This is a genomic window from Agrobacterium sp. CMT1 (assembly GCF_037203725.1).
Lineage (GTDB): Bacteria > Pseudomonadota > Alphaproteobacteria > Rhizobiales > Rhizobiaceae > Agrobacterium > Agrobacterium pusense.
This window is the reverse complement of sequence record NZ_JBBCAR010000007.1, coordinates 75,453-90,849: the sequence shown is the minus strand read 5'-3', so window position 1 is coordinate 90,849 and position 15,397 is coordinate 75,453. Positions and strand designations below refer to the sequence as shown.

Genomic DNA, 15,397 nt, shown 5'->3' with positions numbered 1-15,397 from the left:
ATTTACTGGAAGGAGCCAGAATTTGCTGAGGGCGTAGGCAGGCGCGCGGATAAATGAGGCAGGGGAACCGCAAACACAGCCTCTGGCGCGCCAGAAAAAATGATGCATTTGCGCAACGATCGGCGGGCAATGTACAGAACCGGTTTGTGTTCTACGCGAAAGATAGAGACCAGAGGGTGGCGCCATCTCCACTCCTACAACCGAAAGGACAGATGACATGCGGATAGCCATTCTCGGTGCGGGTTCGATTGCTTATGGCATGGCGGCTTTCCTCGCCAATGCGGGGCATCATCCGTGCCTATGGTCGCCCTCCGGCCGCAGTGCCAAGCCGTTGTCGGAAGGCGAACCGCTCGTCGCTACCGGTGCGTTGGACTTCGTCGGTCCGGTCGAGGTCGCGGCAACCTGCGAGACCGCCATTGCGGATGCAGATGCGGTCATCATTGCAATGCCCGCAAACGGTCATCGTGCCGCCATCGACGCGGCGCTGCCGCATTTGCGGTCGGGACTGCCCGTCATCATCAGCTCCCATAGCTCCTTTGGAGCGCTCTATCTGTCGAAGCGGCTTTCCGAACGACAGCTCCGTCTGCCGATCATTGCTTGGGGGACCACGCTTCTGACGGCCCGCCGCCAAACCGACGGGCGCAGCGTCGTCGTCAACACCATCCGCCAGAAGGTGGACTTTGCCACCCTGCCGAAGTCGGCAGCCGCTGAGGGTCGGGGCCTGTGCACTGAACTCTTCGGTGATCGCTTCGTCGAACGTGACGGTTTGCTTGCCATCGCGCTCTCAAACCTCAATCCTCAAAATCATCTCGGGATCGCATTGCTCAACCTGACACGGATGGAAAAGGCGGAGAGCTGGGGACAGGGCGAACATGTCACACCGGCGGTCGGTCAGTTGATTGAGGCGCTCGACGCCGAGCGACTGTCAATTGCCGAGAGCTTCGGGCTGGAGGTTAAAACAGTTCGCGAACACTTTTCTCTCTCCTTCCACGTGCCCCTCGCCTCTGTTTCCGAAATGAACCAGCAGATGCATCGTGAAGGACGAGGCGGAATGGGCCCTTCCTCCATCGAAAGCCGCTACATTTTCGAAGATGTGCCGTTCGGTCTACTGCCAACCGTGCTTCTCGGCCGCATAGTCAACCGGCCTGCGATCCTGCACGAAGCAGGCGTTCGCATCTTTACCGCATCGGTCGCACACAATCTGGAGGCAGACAATGACCTGCTGCCGGAGCTTTCACTTGATCATCTCGGTCCGAGCGAGCTGCGGGAGCTTTGCGAGAGCGGATTTTAACGGAGCAGAGGAGCCGCCCGTGATCCCGACCGGCAGGAGCCGAGGGCCTTTGGCAATCCGCAGATCCTGAGAGAGATCGGCTTCCTGCAACGGCGGGCTGGCACGCGAACCGCAGTCCTGGATCGATTACACGAGCAGCTGGGCAGGCTCAGTCATCGTTACGGCATAGCTAAGTGAGCGCTTTCCGTCATGGCCGTAATTGGCCCGACGCGGATGTTGCCGGTTATTCACGAGGCCACAACTCTATTGCGTCCTTGTGCCTTGGCGAGCAGAAGGGCCGCATCCGCCCGTGCCAGCAGCGTGTCCAGCGGCCCGGCCTCCGGCGAGGTTGCCACACCCACGGAAATTGTTACGGTTCCAAGAAGTTTCCCGGCATGGGAAATCGCTGTAGCACTTACTGCCGTTCTCACTTTTTCGGCCAAACCGGCAGCGTCGCCCTTGAGCATCCCCGGCAAGAGCGCGGTAAATTCCTCTCCCCCATAACGGTAAGCCTCACCGTGATCGCCCAGCGTGTCACGAAGCGTTCGGCCCACATACTGCATGACCTTGTCGCCGGCATCATGACCATAGTCGTCATTAAAGCGCTTGAAGTGGTCGATATCGATCATCAGGCAGGCAAGTGGTGTCTTTAATTCGTCGCTCGCGAAACGTTGCACCCTTTCATCCAGATGCCGGCGATTGAACAACCCGGTCAAAGGGTCTTCGATAGCCATCAGCGTCAACTTCTCACGCAGCTGCAGATTGGCGATAGCAAGCCCGACATTTTCGGCAATCAGTTCGAGATAAAGCCGTGACGCATCGAGGTGCAGCGCCTGCCCTTCTTTTTCTTCCAGGTAAAAAAGCCCGATCATGTCGCCTTGCGCGGTCAACGGGACGCAAAGAGCGATAGCATCCGGATCATCCAGATGCTGACACGGCACATCGGTGTCGGAGAACCCGTTGGCGTGCGCCCGCCCGCGGCGCATCCCCCAGCACGCAGACGCAGGAAAACTGTCTCCGGCATTGTCAGGCGCTAGCCAGTCCGAACTGCGGTTGAGGATATTCTTGCTTTCGTTCAGGATATAAAGGCCGCCGGCAATGCCGGGAAAGATTTGCGGCGCAAAGCGCGCGACGATGCTGGCGAGCTCCCCCTGGTTCTGGCAGGCCTGCAGGCGGTGCATCATCTGCAGGATGAGGTCCTTGGTCTGTTGGTCTGCCCGTCGTTCCGCGTCGAGCCGATCGCGCTCGATGCCGCTCGCCCGGAAGATTTCAATCGCGGTGTTCATCTCGCCGATCTCGTCCCGGCGACTGTCGGGCAGCACCTCGACGGAATAATCCTGCTTTGCAAGCCGATCGATGATCCCGCTCATTCGCACCAATGGCATGGCGATCCGGCGTCTCAGGATGAAATAGAGCACCGCCAAGAATAGCCCCCCCGTCAGCCCCAGCATGATCTTGGCGATCACGCTCCACCAGTCGCTACGCGCTCGCGCCGCGGCCAACTGCGATCCGGTTCTTGCGGCTGTCAAATCGCGAAAATGCGCGACAGTCGCCAGAAGATCCTCTTGCAGTCTTTCATGCTCGGGGCCGAACAACGTGGACTGGGCAGCGCTCCTCTCACCGCGCTGAAATGCTTCGACCGCCGCGATCTCGAACTTGTCGAGTGCGTCCGCATCCGTTTCGATCTTTCGCAGCGCATCGACCTCGGCCTTCGGCAGCGCCTTCGACAAGAGCTGGTCAACTGCGGCTTCCCGGCTTCGCTCGCTTCCATCTTCGGCCCGGAACGCGTTGAGATGACGTTCTTCGCCACGCATAACAAACAGCCTAGCCTCGTCGGACCGGACCTCTGCGCCAAGTGCGAGGTCTTCCGCCAGACTATCCAGCGTCAGATGCTCTTCCACCGCGACACGCTCTTCGACGGCGCTGCGAGACGACATGATGAAGGCCGCGCCAGACAAAGCCGTCAAGACGACTGTCACTCCGTAAGCCGAGTTGGTGATCGCGCTTATTCTCATTCTCTAATACTACACACCGCTGCTTGCGGGAGGATTAAGACGCCGGTTGCGATTGCATGGTGCCTGCTCGACATTGCCGGCGCCGGCAGGCCCAGAGTTCAGCAAGCTGGCTGAAGTTGACTGGACAGTCAACGAGAGCGCCACGGAAATCATTCATTCCGTCCCGCGCGGAGATCGAGGTTCCAAATGATGTCCGGCATTCGCCGAAGCATTGGTCACACTGAACAATTGCGGCTATGTTATTGTGGCAGATCACGGGAGGCGGCCTTCGAGGGCCGGTGATTGATGGGTTTTACGGACCACGTTAAGGAAATCGAGCGGGTCGGACAGGGAACCAACACGGGCCGCGACGCCGTTGTCCTGGAGTCCTGGCGGCGCTGTCTGGACGCCTACCAGCTCGATCCGGCGCAGGCGCGCGAGGCAGTGATCGTTTCGGAAACACGGCTGCGGGAACACCGTCAGCAGGCGGAAGATCTGGTACACATCGCCCGCTCCGGCCTGGAGCGGCTCTACCGGCAGGTTGCCGAACAGAATTATGTGTTGCTGTTGTCGGATCGGCTTGGTGTCACCGTTGAATTCCTGGGTGACCCCTCCTTCAACAACAATCTGCGCAAAGCGGGGCTCTATCTCGGTTCCGAGTGGTCCGAGCCCCGGGCCGGCACCTGCGCGGTGGGCGCCTGCATTGCCACGGGCGAGGCCCTGACGATCCACCAGACCGACCATTTTGACATCACCCACACACCCCTGTCCTGCACGGCAGCCCCTATCTATGATACGCAAGGATCATTGGCGGCCGTTCTCGACATTTCACTCCTCAGTTCGCCAATCCTGAAAGCCAGCCAGAACATGGCGCGTCATCTCGTCTCGTCGACGGTGCGGCGGATTGAGCTTGCCAATCTCATGGCAAACAGCCGTCACGATCTGGTCCTGCGCTTTGCGGGAGCGCCGGAGTTTCTCGACGTCGATCCGGAAGCGGCGATATCCGTAGACGGTGCGGGGCGCATCACCGGCATGACCCACGGCGGCGCCCGGCTTCTTGCCGCGTCGCGCGGTCTCGACTGGCGCACGCCCGAGCTTCTGATCGGCCAGCCCGTTACGGACTTCTTCCATGCGGGGCTCGACGAGTTAGCCTCGCTGACCCGGGCCAGCCTGCCCCAGGAACGGCGGATCGCCGTTCGAGACGGCTCGCTGCTCTTTGCCCATGCCATAGAACCGCAGCAACGCACAGGCAACGTGCCCTCTGCCCGCACTTCCGGCCGATCGCCGGCGATCAACAGGCTCGGCGGCAATGTGCCGGCGATCGACGACCTCAGGCGCAAGGTAGTCAAACTTGCACCCAGCAGACTGCCGATATTGCTGCAGGGAGAGACCGGGACGGGCAAGGAATATCTCGCCCGCATCATTCATGAGATGAGCGGGCTTTCTGGCCGCTTCGTGGCAGTCAATTGCGCCGCCATTCCGGAGCAGCTGATCGAGAGTGAACTTTTCGGTTACGTCCCGGGGGCTTTTACCGGGGCACTGGCCAAGGGGAAAAAGGGGTTGATCGAGGAGGCCGAGGGCGGAACGCTCTTCCTCGACGAGATCGGCGACATGTCCTATGCCGCCCAGAGCCGGTTGCTCAGGGTTCTCGCCGAGGGCGAGGTGCTTCCCGTCGGCGGCTCGGTCGCGCGCAAGGTGGGTTTCCGTGTCGTCTCCGCTTCGCATCGATCGCTGGCCAACATGGTCGCGGCAGGCGGGTTCCGCGAAGACCTCTATTATCGGCTCAACGCCGCCGTCCTGTCGCTACAGCCGCTCCATGAACGCGAGGATCTGCCGTGGCTCCTCGAGCAACTGCTCGATAAACACAATACGAAGGACAGCCGCCTGACGTTATCGGGCGCAGCGAGGCTGCTGCTTCTCAACCATCGCTGGCCAGGCAATATCCGCGAACTCGACAATGCCATCGCCTTTGCCGCAGCACTGTGCGACGATGGTGTGATCGAGATCACGGACCTGCCGGATCATTTGTCGCAGCCTGCCAGCGTGCGCGTCGGCGACAGCTTCGAAGCAGACCTGCGTGCCGTCCTCACGAGTTGCAAGGGCAACGTCTCCGAAGCCGCCCGCCGTCTTGGTATCGATCGCACAACGCTCCATCGCCGGATGAGACGGTTCGGTATAGAGCGTCCGCACTAAGCCATTCATTGCGGCATCCACCACACCTGTCGCGCCACAGCTGTGGCGCAATCGTCGTCACATTCCCTGAAAACGCTGTGATTTCCAGCCCTCTCGACGGTCGGCTCGGCTGGCACGGCGGTTGCTCCTCCTGATGGCATGAAAAGCAGCCTTAAGGAGGAAACATGCGCGCCCTCAGATTTCACGCCGCAAAGGACTTGCGGCTCGAGGACATTCCCGAGCCGAAACAGGCGGGACCGGGCCAGGTCATCGTCCGCAACCGCTTCGTCGGAATTTGCGGAACGGATCTTCACGAATACAGCTATGGCCCGATCTTCATCCCGACCGAGCCGCATCCGTTTACCGGCGCCCACGGCCCGCAGGTCCTCGGCCACGAGTTCGGTGGCGTTGTCGAAGCCATCGGTGAAGGCGTGACCTCGGTCGCCATCGGCGACCGCGTCTCGATCCAGCCTCTCGTCATGCCGCGCTCCGGCGACTACTTCGCCGACCGCGGCCTTTTCCATCTCAGCCCGCAACTCGCACTCGTGGGTCTCAGCTGGAATGGCGGAGGCATGGCTGAAGCCGCGCTGGTTCACGAATATAATGTCCAGAAGATCCCAGACGAGATGACCGATGAAGAGGCCGCACTCGTCGAGCCGACGGCGGTTGCCGTCTATGCCTGCGACCGTGGCGGCGTCACCGCCGGTAACAGCGTTCTCGTTACAGGTGCCGGCCCGATCGGCATGCTGACGCTGCTGGCGGCCCGAGCGGCCGGTGCCACCAAGCTGTTCGTCTCGGACCTGAACGATGCCCGCCTCGAGCTTGCCAAGAAAGTCCTGCCCGACCTTGTCGCCATCAATCCGAAGCGCGAGAAGGTTGGCGATGTCGTCCGCGCCCAGACCGAGGGCCAGGTGGGATGCGACGTTGCGATCGAATGCGTCGGCAACGAACACGCCCTGAAGGCATGCGTGGATGCTGTGCGCAAGCAGGGCGTCGTCGTTCAGACAGGCCTGCATCCGCATGAGAATCCGATCGACTGGTTCCAGGTCACGTTCCGCGATCTCGAGGTCAAAGGCTCCTGGGCCTATCCGACCCATTACTGGCCGCGTGTCATCAGCCTGATCTCATCCGGCCTCCTGCCGGCGACGAAGATTGTCACCAAGCGCGTCACGCTTGAAACGGCCGTGAAAGAGGGCTTCGACGCCCTCCTCGATCCGGCCGGCACCCACCTGAAGATCCTGATCGATCTCTCGAAATAAGCATCTCGGCCAAGGCCTGAAGGGAGAGGAGCCCTGAAGGCGGCGGTTTGGAGGCTTTGACGGAACGCCCGACAGCGGCGTTCCGTGACCATCACCAAGCAATCATGGAGGAGAATAAATGCTCGATATCAGCCCCGGAACCAAGATCGACACGGCCCTTGCGAAGCTCGAAGGAGCGCTGGCGAAAGGCGACGTGGACGCCGCCGCCAACCTGTTTCAGGCGGATTGCTACTGGCGAGATCTGGTGACCTTTACCTGGAACCTAAAGACCCTCGAAGGCCGCGAGCAGGTCCGCGACATGCTTTCCAGCCAGCTTGCCGCAACCAAACCGTCCAACTTTGTGCAGGACACCAGGGAGGCCGCCTCCGAAGCGGGCGGCGTTACCGAAGGCTGGTTCGAATTCGAAACGGGGGTTGCCCGCGGCTATGGCCATATCCGTTTGAAGGATGGTCTGATCTGGACCCTCTTGACCACCATGACCGAACTGAAGGGCCATGAGGAGCCGAAGGGCTTCCGCCGCCCGATGGGGGCGGAGCACGGCCATGACAGAAACCGCACGACCTGGAAGGAAAAGCGCGAAAGCGAGGCGGCGGAACTCGGTTACACGTCCCAGCCCTATGTCGTCATCATCGGTGGCGGCCAAGGCGGCATCGCGCTCGGCGCACGCCTTCGTCAGCTCGGCGTTCCGACGATCATCATAGAGAAGAACGAGCGGCCCGGTGACAGCTGGCGCAAGCGCTACAAGTCACTCTGCCTGCACGACCCTGTGTGGTACGATCACCTTCCTTACATTCCCTTCCCGGAAAACTGGCCGGTATTCACCCCAAAGGACAAGGTGGGCGACTGGCTGGAAATGTACACCAAGGTGATGGAACTGAATTACTGGGGCTCCACGACCTGCAAATCCGCCCAATACGACGAGAAGACCGGCGAATGGACCGTCGTCGTCGATCGCGACGGCAGAGAGGTCGTCCTCAAGCCGAAGCAGCTCGTGCTGGCAACGGGCATGTCGGGCAAGGCCAATGTGCCGAAATTCCCCGGTCAGGACATCTTCAAGGGCGAGCAGCAGCATTCTTCCCAGCATCCGGGTCCGGATGCCTATGCCGGCAAGAAGGTGGTCGTCATTGGCTCCAACAACTCGGCCCACGATATCTGCGCAGCGCTCTGGGAAGCCGGCGCCGATGTCACCATGCTGCAGCGCTCGTCGACGCATATCGTCAAGTCGGACTCGCTGATGGAGATCGGCCTTGGCGATCTTTATTCCGAGCGGGCGGTTCAGGGCGGCATGACGACGCGCAAGGCCGATCTGATCTTTGCGTCGCTGCCCTACCGGATCATGCATGAGTTCCAGATCCCGATCTACAACAGGATTCGGGAAAGGGATGCCGAGTTCTACCAAGCGCTCGAAAAGGCCGGTTTCATGCTCGACTTCGGCGACGACGATTCGGGCCTGTTCATGAAATACCTGCGGAGGGGATCAGGATATTACATCGACGTGGGGGCCTGCGATCTGGTCATCGACGGTTCGATCAAACTGAAGTCTGGCGTCGACGTCTCGCATCTGACAGAGAACGCAGTCGTCCTGAAGGATGGGACGGAGCTGCCGGCTGACCTCGTGGTCTACGCCACCGGCTACGGTTCAATGAACGGCTGGGCCGCCGATCTCATCTCGCGCGACGTGGCGGACAAGGTCGGAAAATGCTGGGGCCTCGGCTCCAACACCACCAAGGATCCAGGCCCCTGGGAAGGCGAGCAGCGCAACATGTGGAAACCGACACAGCAGGAAGCCCTGTGGTTTCACGGCGGCAACCTGCATCAGTCACGCCATTATTCCCAATATCTGTCGCTGCAGTTGAAAGCCCGCCAGGTGGGCATCGAGACACCCATATACGGAATGAGCAAGCCGCATCACCTTGCCTAAGCACAAAAAGAGCGTCGGCTTTACCGGCGCTCTTTTTGTAAGCATCCTCCGTTGTTGAGTTAAATGGCCGGCCCCATCCTTCACGCTTGAAGAAATTGCCCGCCATGCAAACGTATCAAAGGCGACAATCTATTCGCGCGTTGCAAACAAGGAAGAACTCATCGAGGCGGTAATCCAGCGAGAATCCGACCTCACGATCACCGGCGGGCAGTTTCGAGCGTCCGAGTCACTGTCGATCAAGGAAGCTTTGATCGCTTTCGGCACGCGCTATCTTAATTTCATCAATGGACGTGAACTGCACGGATGGGACAGATTGATCGCATCGGCATCAACGGCCCATTCCGATCTACCGCGCAAATTTTTCGACGCTGGCCCCGGCCGCGGCCAAAAAATGCTCACCGAGATTATCGCAAAGGCTTTGTCCAAAGATGAACTGTGTGCTCTTGATCCCGGCGTCGCTGCGGAAGACCTGACCGGATTGTGGCTGGGTTTTGTCAATCTGGAGATAAAGCTTGGAGCCCGCCAGCCTCTGACGGACGCCGAGATCCAGCACAAGGTTGCAAGGGGCGTGGACCTCTTTCTCAAGATCTACGGACCTTCAGACACGGTTTCACGCTGAGCAAGACCAAGTCACTCCCGGAAAATTGAACCGCGTGTCGGCAATCCCTGGCCCGTCTTAAAACCTGACGGTCAGTCCTGCCGTGCCGACAAGACTGTAGCTGCTGCCGAAACTGACGAGACTTGTGTTGACGCCCACTTGCCCGTGGATGGCGTATTTTTCGTTACCCCAGGCATATGTCCCGCCGATCCCGAGACCACCCCAAAGGTTGTCCTGGGTGTTGACAAGCGCCGTGCCGGCGACCTCGGTCCTGCTATCCGGCAGACCGTTGTAGTAGAAATTGGCAATGCCATAAGCATGAATACGGCTGGTGTCGCCGCCCTCATCCTTCCAGCTGTTCTGGTAGTCGGTCGAAAGGCCCAGCCGGATAGTAAGATCGTCACCCTCGTCCAGCGAAACGGCGGCGCCATAGACGTCGGTAAAACGATCATACGTAACGTTGGAATAAGTAAGTTGCGCCTGCGGAGTCATCGACCAATTGTCGGCAAGTGCGATCTGCTGGCCGGCCTCGACGCCAATCGCATAGCCAAAGCCGCCATTGTCCGATGCCAGACGGGTTGCCGCGGTTGAGGAATTAAGTCTGCTGTCATACCAGGTCAGGCTGGCCTGGGCATCAAGGTAAAAGCCGCCAGACCCGTACCAGGTCAACGATCCACCCACACCATAGCCGTCGCTGCTGATCGAACCGTTTCCGAAAACCGACGTCACGTCACCTGCAATGGTGCCATATCGTACCGATAGCCCCCCGAAAAGATTGCCTGCCTCGCCCGAAAACAGCTCCTGGTCGAGGCCGGCCTGCAATTGCCATGTGTCGATGTCGAGGTTGGCGCCGGTGGTGGAGAACCGGGAATCCATGCTGGCGTGGCGGCCGACAATCCGGCCCCAGATGCCGGTTTTGTCCTCAGCTGCTTCGGTCAACGCGCCTGTCTCGCTCGTGCCGGTCATCCATGAACGGTTGCCGACGCGCTGCTGCAATGTTTCAGGCTCGTTGAGCCCCTGCAGCGCCGCGGCGTAGACCTCGTAGACCGAGGCTCCCGCCTGGTATAGCGGACCAGTCGGAACGCTGCCATTGAGCAATGCCGACCGCAGATACCAGTCACCGTCGGCGGGTGAGCTTATGCCACCCTGGTAGAGACGATAGGCATAGGCTCCGGCAACGACGGCAGCGTCCCCCTCGAAGGTATAGTTCCCAAGCAGGTGGAAATCGCCCGTGGATACGCCGCCGACATCGACGATTTTGATGCCTTCGCTGGTCTGCGCACCGACGCCGCCGAGATTGATGACGCGAACATTTGTGCTGCCCGACGCACCACCGGTTACCACCAGCAAATCCGTGGCCGAATTGTCGCCACCCAGAACCGTTTCGATTTCCAGCACGCCGCCATTGCCGGCATAATCGCCGGCGACTGTAAGGGTGCCGATCGAATTGCCCGGCGCGATGGTTCCGCCGGCAAAATTCGTCGTAGTCCCTACCTGACCAACGCCCTGCAACCGTCCGCCTATTACTTCGATCGACCCACCAAGCACACCATTAACCGAAAGGATGCCACCATACACCCTGGAGACACCCGAGAGGCCTGAACTATCGGCACTGAGAATGGTCTGCCCGGGACCCACCTGCCAAACGCCACCCGTCCCGGTAATCGTCCCGCCGAAGGTCACTATGTCGGAGCGATTGAAAGCCAGGACGCCGCTGTTGTCGACATTTCCGAGGATGCTGCCGCGCGTCCCGCCATCGCCCAGCTGCAGGACGCCGGCTGCAATCGTCGTACCGCCGCCATAACTATTGGCACCCGTGAGCGTCAGCGTGCCCGGGCCGTCCTTCGTAAGACTACCCGGTCCGGTCATTACCGGAGCGACGCGGATATTGTGACCGTTGGTATCAATGATACCGCCGCCGGAACCCAGGGTGACCTGCTGCGCGCCATAATTGCTGAAAAAATTCGTATTGTCTCGGATGGCGCGGACAATGCCGCCATTAACGGTGACGTTCGCCCTGCCCAGCCCGCCTCGGAAACCGCTGGTTTCCAGAACCCCGCGCGCGCCCGGCGCACCCAGCACATTCAGCGTGCCGCTGGCCGTGGTGTCCGATATGCCAAGATAGACGCTGCTGTTCGCGTAGACCCTCGCGCCATCGTCGATGGTCATGACGCCGGTTCCGTAATTGCCCAGGTTAAGGTTGAAGCTGGTCATTTCCCAGTTCGATCCCGCGCCGGTGACGGTGACGTTGCCATTGCCGCCGGAATTGGCGCCCACATAGCCCTGGCTGCTGGTCAGGCTGGCGCCGTCTTCGATCCGCAGATCGCCTTGGCTGAACAACCCCACCGTGAACTGATCCGTGACGATCCAGGACGAGCCCGACGTTAGAAGGGCCTCTCCGTATCCGCTGATACCGATAATGGCGTCATAGCTTGAGATTGTGGCACTATCGGAAAGCTCAACATTGCCTTGCCCCCAGGAACCGACGCTGACCCGCCCGGCGATAGAAACATGACCACCCTGCGTGACGTTCAGAGTACCGGCCCCCTCCTCTCCGATATTCAGGTCCTGCCGGAGAGACCAGCTGGATAAAGTGCCGGAACCGTCATCGCCCGAAACCGTCACGATGCCGATGCCGCCGGTGCTGGCACCGATGTAGCCGGTTTCCCCGGTCACGAGCCCACCTGCCAGGATGTCGAGGGTTCCTCGGCCATATTGCCCGATGACGACATTCCCCAGATTGTCCCATCGCGAATCCTGGCCCGAGACCGTTACGACGCCAAATCCTCCCGCATCGCCGCCGACATAGCCTGTGTTGTTCGTCAGTATGCTGCCATTGAAAACGGTCAAGCTGCCGAAATTGGTAAAACCGATGTCCAGGTCGACACTGCCATCGACGAGCGCAGGATCCGATGGTGTGCTGTCGCCGCCAATCGATACCTGTGCCCAGGCGGGCGAAAGCGTCGCCTGCGCCACGACCAACAGTGCCGTCGACATGAGGCATTGCCGGGATGCACGAACGTTATGGAGGAAACGGCTGTTCTGCATCGCAGACCTAGTTGAAAAATTGAACCAAGCAACTGCGATGGTGGGAGGATTATGCTTAACAAATCACTAACTTCACTTCTCGCCGATTAGCAAGTTGCAAAGAAATCGCTATTTCTGAAAATATCAGCTCCTGATTGCGGTTTATGGATACTGCAGAAGCCATTCCCGAAGTCGAGTGAGCAGCTCAGCCGGACACGTGTGGAGCGTAAGGCCGACGTTGAACCAACGAAACGAGCGACAGTCGCCTCATCGATCCGGAAAAGCCTTTGCGCTCCTCGCCGGGCCGGCTGGATGTCAGGTTTCCCTGAGGTCGCCAATCAGTGTCGGCACCAGCTCTCCGACCGTTGGATGGATTGGCACCGCCCAGCGCAGTTCTTCAGTTGTGGCCCCCAGGTTGATGGCGTCGAGCACGCCATAGACCGCCTCGTCACCTCCGACCCCCAGGAAAGCGGCACCGAGTATCCGGTCGGTTTCGGCGTCGGCGACGAGTTTCATGAGGCCAAGCGTTTCACCTTTCTCAACGGCCCGGCCGACGCGGCTCATCGGTCGGGTCGAGACCTTGATCCGGTGACCGGCCTCTTTCGCCTGACGCTCCGTAATGCCAACACGTCCGAGCGGCGGATCGATGTAGAGGCCGTAACCGAGCGTACGGTCTGACACTTTTCGGTTGCCGCCATCAAGGAGGTTTGCCGCGACGATCTCGAAATCATTGTAGGACGTATGGGTGAATGCGCCTCGCCCGTTGCAGTCACCAAGGGCCCAAATCCCTTCTGCGGTGGTCTGCAAGCGCTCATCCACCGTGATGAAGCCGCGTTGATCAGTCTCGATGCCAGCAAGATCGAGACCGAGATCATCGGTGTTCGGCCGCCGTCCGAGGGCGACCAGGACATGGCTCCCACTGACTTCGCCCCGATCGGTCCGCACGACGACGCCCACATCTTCCTTGGTGAAGGACAGGAGTCTGCGGTTCAAAAGAACCTCGATGCCATCCCCACTCAGAATCTCCGCAATGGCTTGCGAGATATCGGTATCCTCCCTGGGCGCCAGTTGCTGCCCACGCTCAATGACCGTCACCTCGGCGCCGAAGCGCCGATACATCTGGGCGAATTCCAGTCCGATGTAACTGCCACCAAGAACAATCAGATGTTTCGGCAATTTCTCGAGCGCGATCACCGACGTGCTCGTGAGGTATGGCACGTCCTCAAGGCCAGGAATGTCGGGGATGTGTGGCCGCGCGCCGACATTTATAAAAATCTGCGGCGCAGTATAGTCTGTCCCGTCCACGGACACGGCCTTCGCACCGACGAATTTGGCCTGGCCGTGGATCACATCCATCGTCTCGAGACTGTCAAACCAGGATGCCAAACCGTTTCTCGCATCAAGGGTCACCTTCCTGGCGCGGGCCGCTACGGCCGGCATGTTCACTATCGGCTCACCGCTGATGGTGACGCCGAATTCGGATGCGCGCCGCGCAACCTCCGCGGTCTTGGCGCTGGCGACCAATGCCTTGGTCGGCATGCACCCGGCGTTGACACAGGTGCCGCCAAGATATTTGCGTTCGATCAGGACCACCTTGCGGCCCATCGCCGCCATGCGGGCGGCAAGGAATGGTCCGGCCTGACCGGCCCCGATGAAGATCGCGTCATACTCCCTCATGACACGGACACCACGACGATCAGTGCGAGCAGGATGGCGACCGCATCCTCGATCAGGGCGGCGGGAAGGTCGCGGCCGAAATGCCTGGCGAGATAAGCGCGGCCGGATGCACCGCCGAAGGTTCCGACGACGGCGCCGATGACCCCCGCGAGAAGCCCGGGAACCACCATTCCTGCAGTTGCGGCGACCGTCGCACCGCTGAGAGCGCCCATTATAACCCGTGCTCCGAACTGAACGGGTACCTTGCGTGAGGGCGTGCCGGGAAGCTGGTCGGCAATCAGTTCCACGATGGCAAGCACAGTCAAAATCGCCGCAGCCCAGAGCGAGCCCATGAAGGAGAGAACGCTTGGAGAAATATCGAACCACCCGAGATAAGCGCCCCAGGAGACTGCGGCCGGGGCAGTCATGGTGCGCAGACCGGCGACAAGCCCTATCAGCATTGCGAGAAGAATGAGCATTCAGATCCCCCTAAGCTAAGTCGGCATGCCGCGGCGCCCGGCTGATGCGCAGTTGATAGTTCCCTTGCCCGTCCGGGCCATCCTCGGTCGACACCTCCGAAGGAAGGCAGGAAGATCGGCCGCGACGGCGTCCCGGATTGGTCCTCAACTTGCCGTTACCTACCGGACAGATCGCAACCGTACCATGGCGCGCCAGTTTGGTCGACAGGGCCGCTGCGTGGTGCCGTGAGCCAGCGCCCCGTCGTTTCGGTTGTTTGAGGTCCTGCAAATTTGCTGAAAGGGGGCACGCTATCTGCTTTCGGCAGGCCCTTAATTTTTTCCCGAAGAACAGTGCCGCCCCGGGCACGGGCACGTCTTGCAGTAATCCAGTCCGTCGATCAGATATCGGATACAACAGACGCGGCGGAGCCGCTCCGGCTGGCCGTCGTTTTCAGGGTAAAGGATAGGTCTGAAAAGCGGGTTACGTGAGCCATCTGCCATCTGAGGCAGTTCAAGCAATGCCAGTGCATCCGCGACGCCTGCACCAGGGCAATCATTAACCACGGCGTAACCGCGGGCGATACCTTCGAACAGGTTGCCCGCATTTGACCAAAGGACGTTGCGAGACAGCCCGCTCACCTCGGACACAGCTCGGATAACTGCTTCGATATTGCCCTTGATCAGAAAATCGAAACGGTCCTCTGCGGACTTCGCTCGGACCGGGTGGCCGAAATCAGTCAGGCCGAGCGAAACGACCTCCCCTTCACCGCTTATTTCGATGCTCAAGTCCGCCGGCGTCAGAGTTACCCGCCAATCCAGTAACATGGCTGCGGTGGCAATCGGTCTCATCACCCTCGCGAAGTACCGCTTTGACCACTCCCCGGCAACAGCGGCAATGGGCGCGTTCGCCCCGTGGCGGCGACCGTAACTGTTGAGGACAGCCAAAAGACAATCGGGCTCCAGCAATTCAGTGAAAGCCAGATCAGTGGGCCGCCTGCGCCGGAAGCAATCCCGCCACTGCGAATGTGCCGACTGCCGCAGC

The 15,397-nt window shown here is 60.3% G+C and carries 10 protein-coding genes and 1 pseudogene; 6 read left to right on the top strand and 5 right to left on the bottom strand.

What is annotated here, in order from left to right; genetic code table 11:
* The first annotated feature begins 217 nt into the window (after window positions 1-217).
* Complete coding sequence (locus WA845_RS09060) at window positions 218-1,291, top strand: NAD/NADP octopine/nopaline dehydrogenase family protein (protein ID WP_034497479.1); 1,074 nt, start codon at window positions 218-220, stop codon at window positions 1,289-1,291.
* A gap of 227 nt (window positions 1,292-1,518) precedes the next feature.
* On the opposite strand, the gene WA845_RS09055 is transcribed toward WA845_RS09060, so the two are convergent.
* Entirely contained in the window at window positions 1,519-3,285 is a 1,767-nt protein-coding gene (locus WA845_RS09055; RefSeq protein WP_112556313.1) for a diguanylate cyclase, read from the bottom strand.
* A gap of 285 nt (window positions 3,286-3,570) precedes the next feature.
* Here WA845_RS09055 and WA845_RS09050 point away from each other — a divergent pair, with 285 nt between their 5' ends.
* From WA845_RS09050 to WA845_RS09035, 5 genes and pseudogenes are all read left to right on the top strand, one after another.
* Complete coding sequence (locus WA845_RS09050; protein WP_006697844.1) at window positions 3,571-5,457, top strand: sigma-54-dependent Fis family transcriptional regulator; 1,887 nt, start codon at window positions 3,571-3,573, stop codon at window positions 5,455-5,457.
* A gap of 164 nt (window positions 5,458-5,621) precedes the next feature.
* Complete coding sequence (locus WA845_RS09045) at window positions 5,622-6,695, top strand: 2,3-butanediol dehydrogenase (protein ID WP_035208706.1); 1,074 nt, start codon at window positions 5,622-5,624, stop codon at window positions 6,693-6,695.
* Between the two features lie 118 nt (window positions 6,696-6,813).
* Window positions 6,814-8,616, top strand: coding sequence for an NAD(P)/FAD-dependent oxidoreductase (locus WA845_RS09040; RefSeq protein ID WP_112556315.1), 1,803 nt, complete (start codon window positions 6,814-6,816; stop codon window positions 8,614-8,616).
* 91 nt (window positions 8,617-8,707) lie between these two features.
* Window positions 8,708-8,776, top strand: a pseudogene (locus WA845_RS25260) (TetR family transcriptional regulator); the annotation flags it as partial.
* 87 nt (window positions 8,777-8,863) lie between these two features.
* Window positions 8,864-9,235, top strand: a complete 372-nt coding sequence (locus WA845_RS09035) for a TetR/AcrR family transcriptional regulator C-terminal domain-containing protein (protein ID WP_006697846.1) — start codon at window positions 8,864-8,866, stop codon at window positions 9,233-9,235.
* A gap of 57 nt (window positions 9,236-9,292) precedes the next feature.
* On the opposite strand, the gene WA845_RS09030 is transcribed toward WA845_RS09035, so the two are convergent.
* The 4 genes from WA845_RS09030 to fhuF all read right to left on the bottom strand — a co-directional run bounded on the left by WA845_RS09030 (window position 9,293) and on the right by fhuF (window position 15,204).
* Window positions 9,293-12,211 carry an autotransporter outer membrane beta-barrel domain-containing protein gene (locus WA845_RS09030; protein WP_112556319.1) on the bottom strand — a complete coding sequence of 973 codons (2,919 nt, stop codon included), beginning with the start codon at window positions 12,209-12,211 and terminating at the stop codon, window positions 9,293-9,295.
* 345 nt (window positions 12,212-12,556) lie between these two features.
* Complete coding sequence (locus tag WA845_RS09025; RefSeq protein ID WP_112556321.1) at window positions 12,557-13,918, bottom strand: FAD-containing oxidoreductase; 1,362 nt, start codon at window positions 13,916-13,918, stop codon at window positions 12,557-12,559.
* On the bottom strand, window positions 13,915-14,376 hold the full coding sequence (locus WA845_RS09020; RefSeq protein ID WP_112556323.1) for a DUF4126 family protein: 462 nt from the start codon (window positions 14,374-14,376) through the stop codon (window positions 13,915-13,917). The genes WA845_RS09025 and WA845_RS09020 overlap by 4 nt, the downstream gene beginning before the upstream one ends.
* 309 nt (window positions 14,377-14,685) lie before the next feature.
* Complete coding sequence (gene fhuF, locus WA845_RS09015; protein WP_234882522.1) at window positions 14,686-15,204, bottom strand: siderophore-iron reductase FhuF; 519 nt, start codon at window positions 15,202-15,204, stop codon at window positions 14,686-14,688.
* Window positions 15,205-15,397 lie beyond the last annotated feature (193 nt).